Origin of the sequence: Micromonospora sp. NPDC048947, assembly GCF_040649495.1 — a bacterium.
GTDB lineage: Bacteria > Actinomycetota > Actinomycetes > Mycobacteriales > Micromonosporaceae > Micromonospora > Micromonospora alfalfae.
In genome coordinates, this window is record NZ_JBEZFO010000037.1 from 1 (window position 1) to 17,290 (window position 17,290).

Consider the following 17,290-nt stretch of genomic DNA (forward strand, 5'->3'; position numbering starts at 1 on the left):
GCTGGTGCGCGCCGGCATCGGAGTGGACCGGGTGGTGCCTCGGCGGCGCCTGGAGGACGCGTTCCTCGCCCTGGTGGGCGAGAACTCTCGGGGAAGCGGTGACCGGTGATGGCTGTTACTGACGCGGGTGAGGCCCGTGGCTACCGGCCGTCGGCCACCATGCCGTTCGCGGCGGAGTTCCGTCGGCAGGCGTCCCGGCGACGGACCCAGTTGGCGCTCGGGTTCATGGTGTTGCTGCCACTGATCATCCTGATCGCGTTCCAGTTCGACTCGGGCGGTGACGACGACAACGGTCGCAACGAGTTCGCCAGCCTGGTCGAGCTGGCCACCTCGGGCGGCCTCAACTTCACCCTGTTCTCGATCTTCGTGTCGGCGTCGTTCCTGCTGGTGGTGGTCGTCGCGCTGTTCTGCGGCGACACGGTGGCCAGCGAGGCGAGTTGGGGCAGCCTGCGGTATCTGCTGGCGATCCCGGTGCCTCGGGCGCGGTTGTTGACTGTGAAGCTGGTGGTGGCGCTCGCGTACTCGGGACTGGCCCTGCTGCTGTTGGCCGGCACCGCGTTGCTGGCCGGCACCCTGCGCTACGGCTGGTCGCCGCTGCGCAGCACCGTCGCCGCCGAGCTGGAACCCACCGAGGGGTTGCTGCGGTTGCTGGCCGTGCTGGGCTACCTGGCTGTCGTACTGCTGGTGGTGGCCGGCCTGGCGTTCCTGCTGTCGGTGATCACGGACGCCGCGCTGGGCGCGGTGGGTGGTGCGGTTCTGCTCTGGATCCTGTCCAGCATCCTGGACCAGATCACCGCCCTGGGCGCGCTGCGCGACTTCCTGCCCACCCACTTCAGCACCGCCTGGCTGGGACTGCTGTCGACGCCGGTGCAGACCGACGATGTGGTGCGCGGCTGCATCTCGGCGATCAGTTACGCGACGCTGTTCTGGGGGTTGGCGTTCTGGCGCTTCACCCGCAAGGACATCACGTCGTAGCGGCTCGGCTCACAGCCGGCTGTCGGGCGGGCTCACCGACGACGGTGCCGCGCTCGGCGCCGGCGGCGCGGCCGGCCGGGTCGGCACCGGCGTGGACGGGTCGGCCTTCTTCCAGGCGCTGACGCCGATCCGACCGGTGTTGCCGAGGTCGATCGGCCCGTCCGGGTCGACCTCCTCGGCCGGCTGCCCGGCGGCGGGTGCCACAGTCAGGAACTCGCCGTTGGTGGCGACCACCGTCGAGTCGGTGACCAGGTTGCGCCAGAGCACCACGGCGGTGGCCCGCTCCCCGGCGGCGAGGGTGACCTGCCGGGGTGGCTGGTCGAAGCCCGAGGTGATCTCCTTGGCGCCGTTGACCAGCCGCAGCATGATCGGCTCGCGTTCCTCGTCGAACACGTGCAGGACCGGATAGCCGTTGAGCTGGTAGGGGTGCTCGCCGCAGTTGACCAGCTCGATGCCGAGGGCGCGCAGGCCCGAGGCGGCGTCCCCGCCGGTCGCCCGGATCCGGACGCCGGAGGCCGGGCACTCGGCCGTCGGCTCGGTGCTGGCGGTCGGGCCCGCTTCCGCCCTCGACGCGGGGGGCGGCTGGCTCGGGTCTCCGGACTGGCCGCGATGGTCACGGGTGCAGCCGCCAAGCACGAGAGCCATCGCGACAGTCGCTGTGAGGCGGCGCTGTGCTGCCGAGTCGCGGGAGATCATCTGTTGATCCTCGCCCACCTGCGCAACACACCACCGCCCGGCCCCGGCCTCGCCGGCTCTCTCTGCGCCGCCACACGAACTGGTGCGGGACATCTCCCCGTATCCCTTTGGAGCTGAATCGTTTGCGACATCACGGGGGAGGGGTGCGGGAGCCCTGGTTCACACCGTTTTCAGGAGGGATTTTCCCACCAGCAAGGAACTTATGATTTTCGATGCCCGCGTGCCCCAGGATCGATGGGACCCATTCACTCTCCTCGATGGAGGTGCCATGAACGTCTCTCGGCTCGGCGGGCCGACCCTGTCCCTGTTCCGCATCGTGATCGGCCTGCTGTTCACGTTGCACGGACTGTCCTCGGTGTTCGGGTTGTTCGGCGGCAACCCGATGACTGGTAAGGCGGTACCGCTCGGCACCTGGCCGGGCTGGTGGGCTGCCTTGATTCAACTGGTCTGCGGCGTACTGGTGCTGGTCGGGCTCTTCACCCGACCCGCCGCGCTGCTGGCCTCCGGCTCGATGGCGTACGCCTACTTCGTTGTGCACCAGCCCGACGCTCTGCTGCCGCTGCACAACGGAGGCGAGCGGGCAGCGCTCTTCTGCTGGGCGTTCCTGCTGGTGGCGGCTCTCGGTCCGGGTGCCTGGGCGCTCGACACGCTGCTCGCGCGTCGCCGCGACATTCAGTCCGCGCCGGTGGCGTCGATGGCCGAAAGCAGCTCGATCGTCGTCTGACCGCACCCGTACCGCGTCGCCGGGGCCTCGACGAGGCGGCCCCGGCGACGCGCCGGCCAGAGATCGCCCCCCGCAGTGCTCCGCGAGGGCCGCGCGCCGGCTCCCGGCTCTGCGCCCGCGCGCCGGCTCCCGGCTCTGCGCCCGCGCGCCGGCTCCCGGCGCTGCGCTGATGTCGTAAACGATTCAGCTCCACAGCGTGCGTGAGTGGCAGGTCCTACCCGCCCCGCGGCCGTGACCGGCGGCGACGCGGCGTAAGGGCCGAAGCGAAAGGGTCAGGCCGGCGGGCGGTGGGTGAGGACCGCGTCCAGCAGGCCGGGGTAGAGCTTGTCCAGCTCGTCCCTGCGGAGCCGGACCAGTCGACTGGTGCCGGCGGCCCGGGTCCGGGTCAGGCCCGCCTCGCGCAGCACCTTGAGGTGGTGGCTGCGGGTCGCCTTGGAGACACCGAAGTCGAAGCTGCCGCAGGCGGCCTCGCCGCCCTCGGCGAGCGCCCGGACGATCTGCAGCCGCACGTCGTCGGCGAGTGCGGCAAGCACGTTGGTGACCGGAACGGCGGCCAGGTCGGGTTCGTGCGGCTCCATGTGACCAGTGTAACCCTTGTTCGACAATAATCGAACAACACCCTAATGTCGGTGTCGTTGGTTCGACGATACTCGAACATTGGAGTTGCTGATGCGATCCCGCGCCACCGCGTACCCACTGGTCGCCGTGCTCGGTTGGGGCGTGATGTTCCCGATCCTGGCCAGCGCGCTCAACCGGGTCGACCCGCTCAACCTGACCACAGCGCGCTACCTGCTGGCCGCCGTCGTCCTGGTCGCCATCCTGCTGCTCCGCGAGGGTGCCGGCGCGTTTCGGCACGGAGGCCGGGCGCTGGAGGTGGTGGTGCTCGGAGTGGTCGGCTTCGCGGGCTTCAACCTGCTCACCAACCTGGCGCTCGAACACGCAGCCCCGCAGCAGATCTCGCTCTTCGTAGCCACCACGCCGGTGATCACCCAACTCGTGCGCTGGGCTCGCGACGGCGTACGCCCGAAGCCGCTGCTGCTGGCCCTCTCCCTGGTGGCGCTCCTCGGAGTCGGCCTGGTGATCACCCGCGGCAGCCTGGCCGGGCTCGGCCAGTTCGGTCTCGGCGGGCTGATGATGATCGGCGCCGTGCTGGGCTGGGGCATCTACACCCACGGTGCCAGCCGGTTCGGCGAATGGTCCCCGCTGCGCTTCACCACCCTCACCGCGCTCGCTGGCACCGCCGCCATGCTCGTCCTGAGCATCGGCGCCGACGCCGTCGGCTGGCAGCACGCGCCGGCCGCCGCCGACCTCGCGGCGGTCGCCCCGCAGTTGGCGTACGCCGTGCTGGTGGGCGCGGTGATCGCGGTCCTGGCCTGGAACACCGGCGTACAGCGACTCGGCGCAGCCAACGCCGCGCTGTTCATGAACCTGGTCCCGGTGACCACCTTCGCCGTGCAGATCGCCCGCGGCTACCGCCCCGAGCCCGTCGAACTGGTCGGGGCTGCCATCACGATCGCCGCCCTGATCGCCGCGAACCTCGCTGCCCGCCCCCGGACCACGCCGCTGCCCCGACCGACAGCTGTGACGGACCCGATCGCGGTGACCGACCCCGTGGCCGTGAGCGGCCGCTGACCCACTTCCTGGGATCTGCCCTGGAGGCCGCGCCCAGCTTTGCCTAGACTCGACCCCACAACTGAATACCTCATCCAGAGGGGCTGAGGGATACGGCCCGACGACGCCCCGGCAACCACCCCGCGCGCTCACCGCTGAGCGACCCGCGGGGCAGGTGCCAATTCCGTCCCCGCCGCACCGTGCGATGCGGGGAAAGATGAGAGGACTCTCGACATGACGTCGACGCTCGTCACCTCCGGCATCGACACCGCCGCCAGCCCCGCCCGCGCCCTGGTCTGCCGTGCCTGCTCGGCCCGCTACCCGCTCGCCGCCCAGCACGCCTGTTACGAGTGTTTCGGCCCGCTGGAAGTCGACTACGACACCGCCGCACTGGCCACCGTCACCCGCGAGCAGATCGAGGCCGGCCCGAACAACATCTGGCGGTACGCCGCCCTGCTCCCCGCCGGTCAGGACCCGGCCAGCCGGGTCACCCTCGACCCGGGGCTGACTCCGCTGGTGGCGGCCCCGCACCTCGCCGCCGAGCTGGGCATCACCGCGCCGCTCTGGGTCAAGGACGACAGCGCCAACCCCACCCACTCGTTCAAGGACCGGGTCGTCTCGGTGGCGCTCACCGCCGCCAAGGCGCTCGGCTTCAGCCGGTTCGCCTGCGCGTCGACCGGCAACCTGGCCAACTCGGTGGCCGCCCACGCGGCCCGCGCCGGGGCGCCCTCGGTGGTCTTCATCCCCAGTGACCTGGAGCAGGGCAAGGTCATCACCACCGCCGTCTACGGTGGTGAACTGGTCGCGATCGACGGCTCGTACGACGACGTCAACAGGCTCTGCGGTGAACTGGTGGAGACCGACGAATTCGAGGACACCGCGTTCGTCAACGTGAACGTCCGGCCGTACTACGCGGAGGGCTCCAAGACCCTCGGCTACGAGGTGGCCGAGCAGCTCGGCTGGCGGATCCCGGCGCAGGTGGTCATCCCGATGGCCAGCGGCGAGCTGCTCACCAAGATTGACAAGGCGTTCTCCGAGCTGGTGGAGATCGGCCTGGTCGAGGCGCCGGCCGACGGCTGGAAGGTCTTCGGCGCGCAGTCCGCCGGCTGCAACCCGATCGCCGTCGCCCTGCACGCCGAGACCGACACGATCGTCCCGGTCAAGCCCACCGGCATCGCCAAGTCGCTGAACATCGGCGACCCGGCGGCCGGCCTCTACGCCCTGGAAGCGGTCCGCCGCACCGGCGGCTGGATGGAGTACGTCGACGACGACGAGATCCGCGCCGGCATCCGCGATCTGGCCCGCACCACAGGGGTCTTCGCCGAAACCGCGGGTGGGGTCACGGTGGCCGTGCTGCGCAAGCTGGTCGAGTCCGGTCGGCTCGACCCGACGGCCGAGACCGTCGTGTTCAACACCGGCGAGGGTCTGAAGACCATCGACGCGGTGGCCGGCCAGGTCGGGCCGACCCACCACATCAAGCCCTCGCTGCGGGCCGCTCGCGACGCCGGTCTCCTCGGCTGACCCGGGCGGCCAAGTGGATCAGTCGGTAACTGGGTTTTCGCTGTGAGTGTGGAAAACCCGCCGCTACGGACTTGACGGCAGGAACCGGACGGCGCAAGATGCTCCGTGCGGGAGGGCATTTCGCCGAAGACTTTTGAAGTTCTTGCGACCCAACGCCGGAGGCGTTGTGCGAGTGTCCCTCCCGACCAACGTTCGATCGGGCCAGCGAGTAATTCGCTGGCCCGATCGCTTTTGTACCGTGCACGCTCACCGGCATGAGCATCACCATCGCGTCGTTCGACGGCGCCGACCGGACTTCCGTCGACGAGGCGTACCGGATCGGGTCGGCGGCCAACGACGCCGATCTCCCGGACTTCCCGCCCTTCTGCCGGCGCCGCTTCGACGCGCTGTTCCACACTCCGATGCCCGGCACCCTGTCGCTCTGGGCGCTGGCCCGACTGGATGGCGTCCCGGCCGGCTACCTCCAACTGGACCTGCCGCAGCTCGACAACACCGACAACGCCACCGCCGAGCTGCAGGTGCATCCGCAGCTGCGGCGCCGGGGCGTCGGCCGGGCCCTGCACGAGTACGGGCTGCGCCTGCTCCGCGAGCACGGCCGCAAGCGGGTGGTGGCGATGGCCGTCTCCGCGCTGCCCGACGGGCCGCCCCGAAGTGTGGCCGGTGACGCGTTCGCCGCCGCGACAGGCGCCCAGCCCGCACTCACCGAGGTGCGTCGCAGGCTCGACGTCGGCGAGATCGACCGGGCCGCCCTGCGCGCGGCGCTCGCCGAGGCCCAACCGCGAGCCGAGGGCTATCACTCGGTCTGCTGGCAGGGCTCCACCCCGCAGGAGTACGTGGCGGACATCGCCTACCTGGACGGCCGGTTGCTCATGGACGCGCCAATGGGCGACGTGCAGTGGGAGCCGGAGCAGGTGGACGCCGAGCGCATCCGCGGCAACGAACGGGCACTGGACGCCCGGGGCCGGCGGCGCTATCACCTCGGGATGCGGCACGAGGCGTCCGGCCGGCTGGTCGCCTGGACGCTGCTGGACCTGGGCGCCACCGTCGACTGGCACGCGTTCCAGCAGATCACCATCGTCGACCCGGCCCACCGTGGGCACCGGCTCGGCCTCATCGCCAAGGCGGAGAACCTGCACCACCTGCTCACCCACGAGCCGGCGGTACGGGTGATCGACACCTTCAACGCGGCCAGCAACAGCTACATGGTGGCGATCAACGAACAGCTCGGCTTCCGCCCGGTGGACTCCTGGACCGACTGGCAGCTCACCCTCTGACCGGTATCGGCGCTACTCCTCGTGGACCTGACTCAGGCATGCGTCGCTGCCGGGCATTCGCGCTACTGCTCGTGGACCTGACTCAGGCATGATGGCGGGCATGACGGAGACCCCGCATCCCCTGTACGACAGGCACGCCGACACCCTCAACCGTGCGCTGACCGCGATCACGGAGCGGGGCTACTGGTCCGCCTATCCCGAATCCCCCAGCCCCCGGGTCTACGGCGAGACCGCCGCCGCCGACGGAAAGGCCGCCTTCGAGGCGTACCTCGGTGGTGATTTTCCGCTCGACCAGCCTGGCAGCGGCGCTCGGGTCGCCACCGAGACGAGCCCGTTCGGGGTGGCGCTGGCGGTGCGCTACCCGCACGCCGGCCCCGGTGAGCTGGTCAGCGCCGCCTCCGCCGCGCTGCCGGCGTGGCGCGACGCCGGCCCGCATGCCCGGGTGGGCGTCTGCCTGGAGATCCTCGACCGGCTGCACAAGCACATCTTCGAGCTGGCCAACGCGGTGCAGTTCACCAGCGGGCAGGCGTTCGTGATGGCCTTCCAGGCCGGTGGCGCGCACGCGCTGGACCGGGCGCTGGAAGCGCTGGCGTACGCGTACGCCGAGATGACCCGACACCCGGGCACGGCGGGCTGGGAGAAGGCCGCCGGTAAGGGTGACCCGCTGCGGATGACCAAGACGTTCCACGTGGTGCCGCGTGGGGTGGCGCTGGTGATCGGCTGCAACACCTTCCCGACCTGGAACTCGTACCCCGGGCTGTTCGCCTCGCTGGTCACCGGCAACCCGGTGATCGTCAAGCCGCACCCGCGCGCGGTGCTGCCGCTGGCCATCACAGTGAAGTACGCCCGGGAGGTGCTCGCCGAGGCCGGGTTCGACCCGAACCTGATCATGCTGGCGGCCGAGGCGCCCGGCGAGAAACTCGCCAGCGACCTGGCCCTGCACCGCTCCGTCAAGATCGTCGACTTCACCGGCTCCACCGAGTACGGCGACTGGCTGGAGACGCACGCGCGGCAAGCATCGGTCTACACCGAGAAGGCCGGCCTCAACACAGTCGTCATCGACTCCACCGACGACTTCGCCGGCCTGTGCCGCAACCTCGGTTTCACGCTGACCCTCTACAGCGGGCAGATGTGCACCACCTCACAGAACATCCTCATCCCGGCCGGGGGCATCGAGACCGACCAGGGGCACAAGAGCTTCGACGAGGTGGCCGGCGGCATCGCCGCCGCCGTCGGCAAGCTCACCGCGGACCCGGCCCGAGGCGTGGAGCTGACCGGCGCCATCGTCAACGACGGGGTGCTGGAGCGGCTGGCCGAGGTGACGAAGGTCGGCGAACCGGTGCTGGAGTCGCGGACCGTGACCCACCCGTCGTACGCCGACGCTGTGGTGCGTACCCCGACGATCGTGAAGCTGAGCGCGGACGACACGGAGACGTACGGCCGGGAATGGTTCGGGCCGATCTCGTTCGCCATCGCGACCGACTCCACAGCGCACAGCCTGGAGCTGCTGCGCCGGACCGTCGGCGAGAAGGGCGCGCTCACCGCCGGGGTCTACTCGACCGACGAGGCCGTGCTGGACGCGGCCGAGGCGGTGGCTGTCGAGGTCGGGGTGCACCTGTCCTGCAACCTCACCGGCGGTGTCTTCGTCAACCAGTCGGCGGCGTTCTCCGACTTCCACGGCAGCGGAGCCAACGCGGCGGCCAACTCGGCGCTGACCGACGGGGCTTATGTGGCCAACCGGTTCCGGATCGTTCAGTCGCGGCGGCACGTGTAGTTGCGGTTGGGGTTTCCGGGGCGGCGCGCTGCCCCTTGCGGTGGGGGTTTCCGGGGCAGCCCGACCCGCTCCGGGCGGTCAGGCTTGATCCCTGCGCGGGTCGGGCTGCCCCGGAAACCCTGACGTGGGCACGGTTGTCGCTGACGCATCCGGCCTTGAAGCATCACCGGGGTTATGCCTTGGGATGAGTTCTTGGTTTTAGGCGGGGCGGCGCATCTGTAGCTCGGTTAGGGCTGGGATGTTCGGGTGGGGGACCCGTACGCCGGTGTCCTTGAAGCCCAGGCGCTGGTAGGCGCGGTAGGCGCGGTCGTTGCCGACCACCACCTCCAGCAGCAGCTCCGGTCGGCCGCAGGCCCGGGACCAGGCGGCCACCCCGTCGACCAGCTCGCCGAGCAGGCCACTGCCACGCCAGGCCGGTGTGACGTACACGGCGTAGATCACGGTCAGCCCCGGTTCGTTCGGGTGGGTCGTGCCACCGGCGTGCCCGACCAGCCGGCCGCCCGGGTCGGCGATGAACTGCGCGTTGCGGGAACCGGCCGAGGTGTACGCGACCCGCGCGGCGTACTCGTTGTGCGGTCGGGCCGCCGCGTCCGCCAGGGTCTCCAGGAAGGCCAACGGCGCGTCGGCCAGCATCTCCAGGCGCAGCGCCCGCATCCGGGCGGCGTCCTCCGGCCGGACCCGGCGGATCTCCGCGAGCCGCAGGGCCGGCGGGCCCATGTCGGTGGTCATGTCCGCATGCCTATCACAGGGCAGGGACGGCGTTTCGCGAGCTGGGCCCGATCCCCGGCACCTCGGGGGCTGCCCCGCGACCCTCCCTCCATTCGCAATGACGCTGGCGAATCCGGTGGCTCGCGAGCCCTGCCGGTCAGCGCGGTCGGGACGCCCCGAAGTGTGTCTGATTTGTGGCCGTGCGCGGTCGTCACTCCTCGTGTAGCGTGCGATTTCGGTCACCTGCTTCAATGGCGGTCATCGATCGCTGAGTCGGTGGTCCGGGGCGCCCGGCCGTGCCGTGCGCCGAGTCAGGCAACGCCGCGCAGAGTGAGGAAGTGCACCGTGGCACAGGGCTCCGTGAAGTGGTTCAACGCCGAAAAGGGCTACGGCTTCATCGCCGTCGACGGCGGTCAGGACGTGTTCGTCCACTTCTCCGCGATCGAGATGGACGGCTACAAGGCGCTGGACGACGGTCAGCGGGTCGAGTTCGAGATCACCCAGGGCCAGAAGGGCCCACAGGCGGAGCACGTGCGCGTCATCGGCTGAGCTTCCTGGCCGATCGGCCCGCGAGTCGGGGCTGCGGCAGGGGCACGCAGCCGGGAAGATCGTGAACCGTTCCAGCCGATGCTGAGGAGCGTTCATGACTGACCAGCCACCCCCGCCCACTCCGCCCTCCGGGTCGGGGGAGCCGGACCCGTCCTCGCCCTCCGGCCCCGCCGGTCCGCCGCCCGGCTGGGGGCCGGGCATGCCCCCGGCCGGCCCGCCCTCCGGCCCCGCCGGTCCGCAGCCCGGCTGGGATCCCGCGCAGGGCGCCTGGGGTGCGGACCCGCCGCCGCAGGGCTGGGCGTTCCCGCCCACCGGGGGCTACCCGCCCGGGTCGGGTCCCTACGGCGGGCAGCCGGGGTACCCGGGGCCCCCGGTCGGCTGGTACCCGCCGGGTTACGGGTTCGACCCGAACGACGCCCTGGTCACGCCGCCCGGTGCCGGTGTCGAGGGCTGGTTCAACCGGTGCGGGGGAGCGCTGCGGCGGGGCTGGCGGCAGTTGGTGCCGATCATGCTGCTCACCCAGGTGCTGCCGGCGGCGGTGCTCTCGGTGGTCTCCCTCGGGCTGGACCCGTCGGCGAAGTGGGCCGCCCAGGCCGAATCGACGTCGGCCCCCACCCTGCCGGACAATTTCGCCGCCGAACTGCTGAGTCTCCTGGTCCTGCTGGTCGGCGGCAGCCTGGTGGTCGGGTTGGTGCAGTCCGTCGGGTGGGCCGCCGGCACCTGGGTGATCACCAAGCAGGCGGCCGGTCAGCCGGCCAGCCTGGAGTCTGCGCTTCGCTACGGCCTGCGTCGGGCGCTCGGGCTGTGGGGCTGGACCCTGTTGGTCAGTCTGCTCATCGGCGTCGGTGTCTGTTTCTGCCTGCTGCCGGGCATCTACCTCGCCTTCGCGCTGAGCATGGCCGGCCCGGTCTATCTCTTCGAACGGCACAACCCGATCGGTCGATCGTTCCGGATGTTCCACGACCGACTCGGCCTGCTGCTCGGACGGGTGGCCCTGGTGGCCGTGGCGGTGATCGTCGGCACCCTGATCCCCGGTGGCCTGGAAGGGTTCGGCACCTCCACGCTCGGAACGGATCCGTTCTCCTCGGCAGGTACCGCCGCCGTGGCGGTGGTGGTGATCGGGATCACCGCCGTGTTGGCCCTGCCGGCCCACCTCGCGCAGATGATCGGTCTGCTGGTGACGTACGCCGAGCAGCGCGCCCATGAGGGGCCGGTGAACACCGCTGGACTGGCCGCGGAACTCGGCTGAGCGGCGGCATCGTGCTTGCACTCGGCAGGTGAGAGTGCTAAACAAGTCATTGGCACTCGCATACCGTGAGTGCCAATGGTCGGGACGGTGGGGCCAGGTTGCACCGGCGTGGAGACGCCGGGGCGGCACATGGCCGGTCGTCGCGGGCTATCCGGCCCGGCCGAAGGACGTCGTCGTCGCCAGGTGGCGACGTCCCAAGGTGCGTACACCAGGCGGCCCATCCGGGGCACACATCTCGGGTGGCCCGTGAGTGTCCAGGAGGACAACGCCGTATGGCCAAGATGATCGCGTTCGACGAAGAGGCGCGCCGCGGCCTCGAGCGGGGCATGAACCAGCTCGCCGACGCCGTAAAGGTGACCCTCGGCCCCAAGGGCCGCAACGTCGTGCTCGAGAAGAAGTGGGGTGCCCCCACCATCACCAACGATGGTGTGAGCATCGCCAAGGAGATCGAGCTCGAGGACCCGTACGAGAAGATCGGCGCTGAGCTGGTCAAGGAGGTCGCCAAGAAGACCGACGACGTTGCCGGTGACGGCACGACGACGGCGACCGTCCTGGCCCAGGCCCTGGTTCGCGAGGGCCTGCGCAACGTGGCCGCTGGCGCCAACCCGATGGCCCTGAAGCGGGGCATCGAGGCTGCTGTCGCGAGCGTCTCTGAGGAGCTGTCCAAGCTCGCCAAGGACGTCGAGACCAAGGAGCAGATCGCCTCCACCGCCTCCATCTCCGCTGGCGACAGCACCGTCGGCGAGATCATCGCCGAGGCGATGGACAAGGTCGGCAAGGAAGGCGTCATCACCGTCGAGGAGAGCAACACCTTCGGGCTGGAGCTGGAGCTCACCGAGGGTATGCGCTTCGACAAGGGCTACATCTCGGCCTACTTCATGACCGACCCGGAGCGTATGGAGGCCGTCTTCGACGACCCGTACATCCTGATCGCCAACAGCAAGATCTCGTCGGTGAAGGACCTGCTCCCGATCCTGGAGAAGGTCATGCAGTCGGGCAAGCCGCTGCTGATCATCGCCGAGGACCTGGAGGGCGAGGCCCTCGCCACCCTGGTGGTCAACAAGGTCCGTGGCACCTTCAAGTCGGTCGCCGTCAAGGCGCCGGGCTTCGGTGACCGCCGCAAGGCCATGCTGACCGACATCGCCATCCTCGCCGGTGGCCAGGTCATCAGCGAGGAGGTCGGCCTCAAGCTCGACGCCGCCAGCCTCGACATGCTGGGCCGCGCCCGCAAGGTCGTGGTGACCAAGGACGAGACCACCATCGTCGACGGTGCCGGTGACGCCGAGCAGATCCAGGGCCGGGTCAACCAGATCCGGGCCGAGATCGACAAGAGCGACTCCGACTACGACCGGGAGAAGCTGCAGGAGCGGCTGGCCAAGCTGGCCGGCGGCGTTGCGGTGATCAAGGTCGGCGCGGCCACCGAGGTCGAGCTCAAGGAGCGCAAGCACCGCATCGAGGACGCCGTTCGCAACGCGAAGGCCGCCGTCGAGGAGGGCATCGTCCCGGGTGGTGGCGTCGCGCTGGTTCAGGCCGGCAAGACCGCCTTCGACAAGCTCGACCTGGTCGGCGACGAGGCGACCGGTGCGAACATCGTCAAGGTCGCGCTCGACGCCCCGCTGCGGCAGATCGCCGTCAACGCCGGCCTTGAGGGCGGCGTCGTGGTGGAGAAGGTCCGTAACCTCGAAGCGGGTCACGGTCTGAACGCCGCCAACGGCGAGTACGTCGACCTGCTGGCCGCGGGCATCATCGACCCGGCCAAGGTGACGCGTTCGGCGCTGCAGAACGCCGCTTCCATCGCGGCGCTCTTCCTCACCACCGAGGCCGTTGTCGCGGACAAGCCGGAGAAGACCCCGGCTGCCCCGGCTGGCCCGGGTGGCGGGGACATGGACTTCTGAGTCCAGTTCCGACACCGAACGGGGCGGGCCGCTGACGCGGTCCGCCCCGTTCGTCGTCAGGTCGGTAGTGGGCGCTGGTTGCGCCGTTTCTGTGCCCGGTTGTACGGCGGAAGCAGCTGGATCGGCGCGTCCACCATCTCCTGCGGCTCCTCGGCCGCCGACGGCTCACCGTCGGTGGTCATCTCGGCCAGTTGCTCGGCGTCGCCGTAGTCGAGCCTGTCGAACGGCAGTTGGCCGGGGAGTTCACCCACCGGTTTCCAGGTGATCGGCGGGCCGTCCTCGGTCTGGTTGTCATCCGCGGTCATGGCTGCCTCCTCTACCGAAACGGTAGGGGGCGTCGATGGCCGGTGCGGGCGAATGGATCTATGTCCTGTTTGCCCCGGTTACGCCCCGGACAGGGTTCGCCGGTACAGGAAGAAGACCCGCTCGATCCACGCACCCGCGCTGCCCGAATAGAACGGCACAGGCCCTACCCAGCCGATCTGTGCCCGGTCCAGCCCCGCCGCCCGCTGGTCGCGCAGGCAGCGCCGCAACAGCACCCCACCGATGCCCGAGCCCTCCGCGGCCGGCGCGGTGCCCATCGGCCCGAACCAACTCGGCCGGGACGACCCGTACGCGGCGAAGCCGAGTACCTCGCCGTCCCGCTCCGCCAGGTGGCAACCGGCCTCGGCGCGCCCGACCGACCCGGCCAGCTCTCCGTCCCACGTTCCGCCGAAGGTGGACCTGGCGAACGCGACAAGCGCCGGCAGGTCCGCCGGCTCCGCCCGGCGTACCGTGACGCCCTGATCGGCCAGCCGCCGCTCCGTCGCCTCCGTGGACCGCAGTGCCGGCGACCCGTCGTACGACAGGTCCGCTGTCATGTTCCACGCGGTCCGGTCCTGCTGGTAGCCGAGCGCGAGGGCGGCGCATACGGCCGGCGTGTAGCGGACGTCGATTCCCGGCCACGCGTAGTACGGCGGGTTTCCGGCCAGCAGCACCTCGGTCACCCCACGCTCGGCGAGCACCCGCTCGGCCCGCTGGAGCAGGGCCCGGCCGACGCCCCGACGCCGCTGATCCGGAAGGACAGCGACCAGGTCCACGTGCCCGATCCCCGGCTCGATCGATGACACCGAACAGATCAACACCCCCACCAGGTCCGCACCTCGGTACGCGCCGAGCCCGACCACCGGCCGGTCGGTGGTGGCCCGGGTCCAGAGCACGTCCACTATGGAAGCCGCTTCGGCGGAGTCCTCGGGCAGGTCGAGCGACTGCTGGCAGAGCTGTACGACGCTGGTGACCAGGTCGGCGGTCAGGTCGGTGACGGTGATCTCGGCGTCCATGGTCGCCGACCCTAGATCACCGAATGTCGTGTCGCACCCCGGCTCGGCACTTCAGTAAGGAGACCTACCTACTGCTGGGCGGCGCGAACGGCGGCGTAGGCGTCGACCTCGCCGGCGCCGGTGACGTTCGACGGTGCGCCGCAGGCGTCGGACGGGCTGTCCGAGCGATAGGTCGGCGTCGCCGCAGTGGCGGTGTCCCGGAGGATCTGCCGGGTCCGGGTCACGTCACCGATGAGCGCCGGGTTCGCCGACCACATCAGCGCGACCACCCCGGCCACCTGCGGGGTCGCCATCGACGTGCCGTCCAGCGCGGCGTACGTGCCGTCCGGCATGGCCGACACCACCCCCACCCCCGGTGCCAGCACATCCGGTTTACCCGAGCCACCCGGCACCGGCCCGCGCGAGGAGAACTCGGCGACCCGCCGCTTGGCGTCCACCGCGCCCACTGTCAGCACGTCCGGGTACGGGGCGGGCGGATCGTCGATCGACGCGCACCACGGGCCGGTGTTGCCGGCCGCAGCGACAACGAAGATCCCGGCGGCGTCGAGGGCCGCGGTGGCCGGCCGCAGAACGCGCTGGTCGCAACCCTCGATGGGCGGGCAACCCCACGAGTTGGTCAGCACCTGCGGGGCGCGCTCCGGACGGCCGTCGGTGAACGGGTCACCGCCGGCCGGGAAGGGCGCCAACATGAACTGGAGACAATCCAGGTAGTGCGCTGGGCTGCCGAGGTTGCGGTCCAGGTTGACGCAGCCCACCCACTGCGCGTCCGGCGCCACCCCGATGCCGTCCCGCCCGACCGCGCTGCCCACCGTGTGGGTGCCGTGCCCGCCCTGGTCGGTCGGGCTCCGGGTGTCGTTCCACGGGTCGTACCAGGAGTCGTCTCCACCACGGAACCCGGCCCGTAACGCCGGGTGGGTGCCGTCCACCCCCGAGTCGGAGCTGCCGACCACGATGCCCGTGCCGGTGGCCCGGAGTTGGGACCACACCCGGTCGGCGCCGATCTGGCGGATGTTCCACTGCGGGCCGGTGGGCTTGGGCAGGGTGCCCCGGCTCTGCCCGGCCGGGGCCGGCAGTGGCCGCAGGCGCTGGCTGACCAGCACCCGCGCCACCTCCGGTCGGCGGGCGAGCCAGGCCCGCACCGCCGGGCCGCCGTCCACCTCGACCGCGTTGACCAGGTAGTACGACACCGGGTCGAGGCGCAGCCGGTTCAACCCCCGGAGCAGGCCGCCCTGGCTCTGCTCGGCGGTCGTCACCAGCCGCCGGTAGACCTCCGCCGCGCGGGCGTCCCGCCCGGCCCGACCCGGCGCGGCGGCCGGCAGACCGCTCAGGTCGGCCTGCGCACGCAGCACCACGAACAGCCGCTCGCCGTACAGGCCCGGCTGGCCGGGGCCGAGGTCGACAGCCCCGAACGCCACCAGCAGCACCACGGCCGCCACCGCGGCGACCCGCCTGCTCGGGGTGCGTGCCGTCGGCCGGGCGAGCAGCACCGCGTACCCGATGGCGACCACTACCGCGACGGCGAGCCCGACGCCGGCGGCGGTCGCCACCCAGAACGGGACGTCCCGGGTACCGACCAGCAGCAGGCTGATCTCCTCCGGGTCGGTGAAGGCCAGCGGGCCGAGCGCGGCCAGGCCCACGAGCCAGCCGGTCGCCGTTCGGCCGGAACGGGTGGCGGTGGCCGGGTCGGCGACGGCCGGGTCGGCGGTCGCCGGGTCGGCGGTGGGCCGCCAGGTCGCGGCCCAGAGCGCGGCCACCGCGAAACCCACCGGCGGCACTGTCAGCAGCGCGGGCAACTGCGCGCCGGACTGGCCGGTCCCGGCCGCGAGCAGCAGCAGCGCCACCCCGGCGACCAGGCCGCCGACCAGCACCAGCCGAGCCGGCCGGGGCGGTCGCCCAACCGCGAACGCGGCCCAGAAGGGGGCACCCAGCACAGTCGCGGCGAGCACCCCGAGCGCGGCGGCCGCCAGCAGCGCGAGCGCGGTCTCCAGGAGACCGCCGAGCGCGCCCAGCCAGGCCCACGGCAGCAGCAGCGCCAACCCGGCCGCGACCGCGAGCAGCGGCACCGGGCCGAGCGACCCCCGCCGCGGCCCGACCGGCTGCGGACCCCCGCCGACCGTCGCGTCGGCGTCGGCGTTGGGCCCGGGGTTGCCGGCGGTTCCGGCGTGGGCGGTGTCGGCGTTGGGCCCGGGGTTGCCGGCGGTTCCGGCGTGGGCGGTGTCGGCGTGCGGCCCGGGGTTGCCGGCGGCGTCGGCGTTCAGGGCCGTGCCAGCGGTGCCGTCGACGGCCGTCGACGCGGAGGCGTCGGGCGCGGTGCCGACATGCGAACGAGACGCTCGTCGCATCGACCAGCGCACGGTGAGCGCGCTGAGCAGCGCCGCGCAGGCCAGCGCGGCGAGGTACGCCTCGTGGTGCACCTGCGGCACGACCCGCAGCAGTGTGAGCACGCCGAGCGCGAGTGCCCCGATCAGCCAGGCCCGCCCAGTGGCCCGGACCGCGCCGGATCGGGGCAGGAGGGCCAGCAGCAGGGCGGGCGTACCGGCCAGCACGACGGTGGCCAGGCCGAGCACCGGCCAGAGCCAGCCGAGCCGGTCCCGCCCGAAGCCCAGCAGCACCTGGTCGGTGAGCCAGCCACCGGTCTGGGTGCCCACTGTGACCGCGACCGTCCAGCAGCCGACCACCACTGCCGCGACCACCGGCCACGGGGAAGTGCGAGCGCTGACTCCGGGGTGCCCAGGCTGACCTTGCATTCCGAGAACCTTACGACCACGGTGAACGGTTTCGAACCGACTGCCTCATCGAAGAGTTGAGGAGATCTTGGACAGTTTCCGTTAACCACTAACGGAAACTGTCCAAGATCTCCGATTTCTGCTGGCCGTTGATCAGATCAAGCGGCTCGCGTCGACGGCAGCGGGACGTCACCGTCGGCGAGACGTGAAGGTCGCCCGGCGCGGGCGGCAAATGTCGACACGGTGGCCCGACGGTTACGGTGGACAGG

15 protein-coding genes and 1 riboswitch are annotated in these 17,290 nt (G+C 71.2%); of the genes, 9 read left to right on the forward strand and 6 right to left on the reverse strand.

Annotated elements, in window-relative coordinates:
- The first annotated feature begins 108 nt into the window (after positions 1–108).
- The gene (locus AB0B98_RS31990; RefSeq protein ID WP_357367481.1) at positions 109–975 is read left to right on the forward strand and encodes an ABC transporter permease subunit; all 867 of its coding nucleotides are present in this window, start codon (positions 109–111) and stop codon (positions 973–975) included.
- A 9-nt stretch (positions 976–984) separates the two neighbouring features.
- Here AB0B98_RS31990 and AB0B98_RS31995 read toward each other — a convergent pair whose 3' ends face one another.
- Entirely contained in the window at positions 985–1,671 is a 687-nt protein-coding gene (locus AB0B98_RS31995; protein WP_357367483.1) for a DUF4232 domain-containing protein, read from the reverse strand.
- 268 nt (positions 1,672–1,939) lie between these two features.
- Between AB0B98_RS31995 and AB0B98_RS32000 the strand changes: the two genes are divergently transcribed.
- Positions 1,940–2,395, forward strand: a complete 456-nt coding sequence (locus AB0B98_RS32000) for a DoxX family protein (protein WP_357367485.1) — start codon at positions 1,940–1,942, stop codon at positions 2,393–2,395.
- A gap of 272 nt (positions 2,396–2,667) precedes the next feature.
- Here the strand turns inward: AB0B98_RS32000 and AB0B98_RS32005 are convergent, their stop codons facing one another.
- Positions 2,668–2,973, reverse strand: coding sequence for a metalloregulator ArsR/SmtB family transcription factor (locus AB0B98_RS32005; RefSeq protein WP_357367487.1), 306 nt, complete (start codon positions 2,971–2,973; stop codon positions 2,668–2,670).
- A gap of 91 nt (positions 2,974–3,064) precedes the next feature.
- Between AB0B98_RS32005 and AB0B98_RS32010 the strand changes: the two genes are divergently transcribed.
- From AB0B98_RS32010 to paaN, 4 genes are all read left to right on the forward strand, one after another.
- Positions 3,065–4,027 (forward strand): DMT family transporter, encoded by a 963-nt coding sequence (locus AB0B98_RS32010; protein ID WP_357367488.1) that lies wholly within the window; start codon positions 3,065–3,067, stop codon positions 4,025–4,027.
- A 67-nt stretch (positions 4,028–4,094) separates the two neighbouring features.
- Positions 4,095–4,230: riboswitch (SAM riboswitch) on the forward strand.
- Between the two features lie 10 nt (positions 4,231–4,240).
- On the forward strand, positions 4,241–5,527 hold the full coding sequence (gene thrC / locus AB0B98_RS32015; RefSeq protein ID WP_357367490.1) for a threonine synthase: 1,287 nt from the start codon (positions 4,241–4,243) through the stop codon (positions 5,525–5,527).
- A gap of 254 nt (positions 5,528–5,781) precedes the next feature.
- Positions 5,782–6,801, forward strand: coding sequence for a GNAT family N-acetyltransferase (locus AB0B98_RS32020; protein WP_357367491.1), 1,020 nt, complete (start codon positions 5,782–5,784; stop codon positions 6,799–6,801).
- A 100-nt stretch (positions 6,802–6,901) separates the two neighbouring features.
- Positions 6,902–8,575 carry a phenylacetic acid degradation protein PaaN gene (gene paaN, locus AB0B98_RS32025; protein ID WP_357367493.1) on the forward strand — a complete coding sequence of 558 codons (1,674 nt, stop codon included), beginning with the start codon at positions 6,902–6,904 and terminating at the stop codon, positions 8,573–8,575.
- Positions 8,576–8,773: 198 nt separating this feature from the next.
- Here paaN and AB0B98_RS32030 read toward each other — a convergent pair whose 3' ends face one another.
- Positions 8,774–9,304, reverse strand: a complete 531-nt coding sequence (locus AB0B98_RS32030; RefSeq protein ID WP_357367494.1) for a GNAT family N-acetyltransferase — start codon at positions 9,302–9,304, stop codon at positions 8,774–8,776.
- Positions 9,305–9,628: 324 nt separating this feature from the next.
- Between AB0B98_RS32030 and AB0B98_RS32035 the strand changes: the two genes are divergently transcribed.
- From AB0B98_RS32035 to groL, 3 genes are all read left to right on the forward strand, one after another.
- The gene (locus AB0B98_RS32035) at positions 9,629–9,832 is read left to right on the forward strand and encodes a cold-shock protein (RefSeq protein WP_091402914.1); all 204 of its coding nucleotides are present in this window, start codon (positions 9,629–9,631) and stop codon (positions 9,830–9,832) included.
- A 94-nt stretch (positions 9,833–9,926) separates the two neighbouring features.
- Positions 9,927–11,081, forward strand: a complete 1,155-nt coding sequence (locus AB0B98_RS32040) for a hypothetical protein (protein WP_357367496.1) — start codon at positions 9,927–9,929, stop codon at positions 11,079–11,081.
- A 272-nt stretch (positions 11,082–11,353) separates the two neighbouring features.
- A complete protein-coding gene (gene groL, locus AB0B98_RS32045; RefSeq protein WP_030490078.1) occupies positions 11,354–12,976 on the forward strand; it encodes a chaperonin GroEL in 1,623 nt (540 codons plus the stop codon).
- Positions 12,977–13,032: 56 nt separating this feature from the next.
- On the opposite strand, the gene AB0B98_RS32050 is transcribed toward groL, so the two are convergent.
- The 3 genes from AB0B98_RS32050 to AB0B98_RS32060 form a co-directional block, all read right to left on the reverse strand.
- Positions 13,033–13,281, reverse strand: coding sequence for a hypothetical protein (locus AB0B98_RS32050; protein ID WP_238667013.1), 249 nt, complete (start codon positions 13,279–13,281; stop codon positions 13,033–13,035).
- Positions 13,282–13,359: 78 nt separating this feature from the next.
- Positions 13,360–14,295, reverse strand: a complete 936-nt coding sequence (locus AB0B98_RS32055; RefSeq protein WP_357367498.1) for a GNAT family N-acetyltransferase — start codon at positions 14,293–14,295, stop codon at positions 13,360–13,362.
- Between the two features lie 68 nt (positions 14,296–14,363).
- A complete protein-coding gene (locus tag AB0B98_RS32060) occupies positions 14,364–17,042 on the reverse strand; it encodes a S8 family serine peptidase (RefSeq protein ID WP_357367500.1) in 2,679 nt (892 codons plus the stop codon).
- Positions 17,043–17,290: the final 248 nt, after the last annotated feature.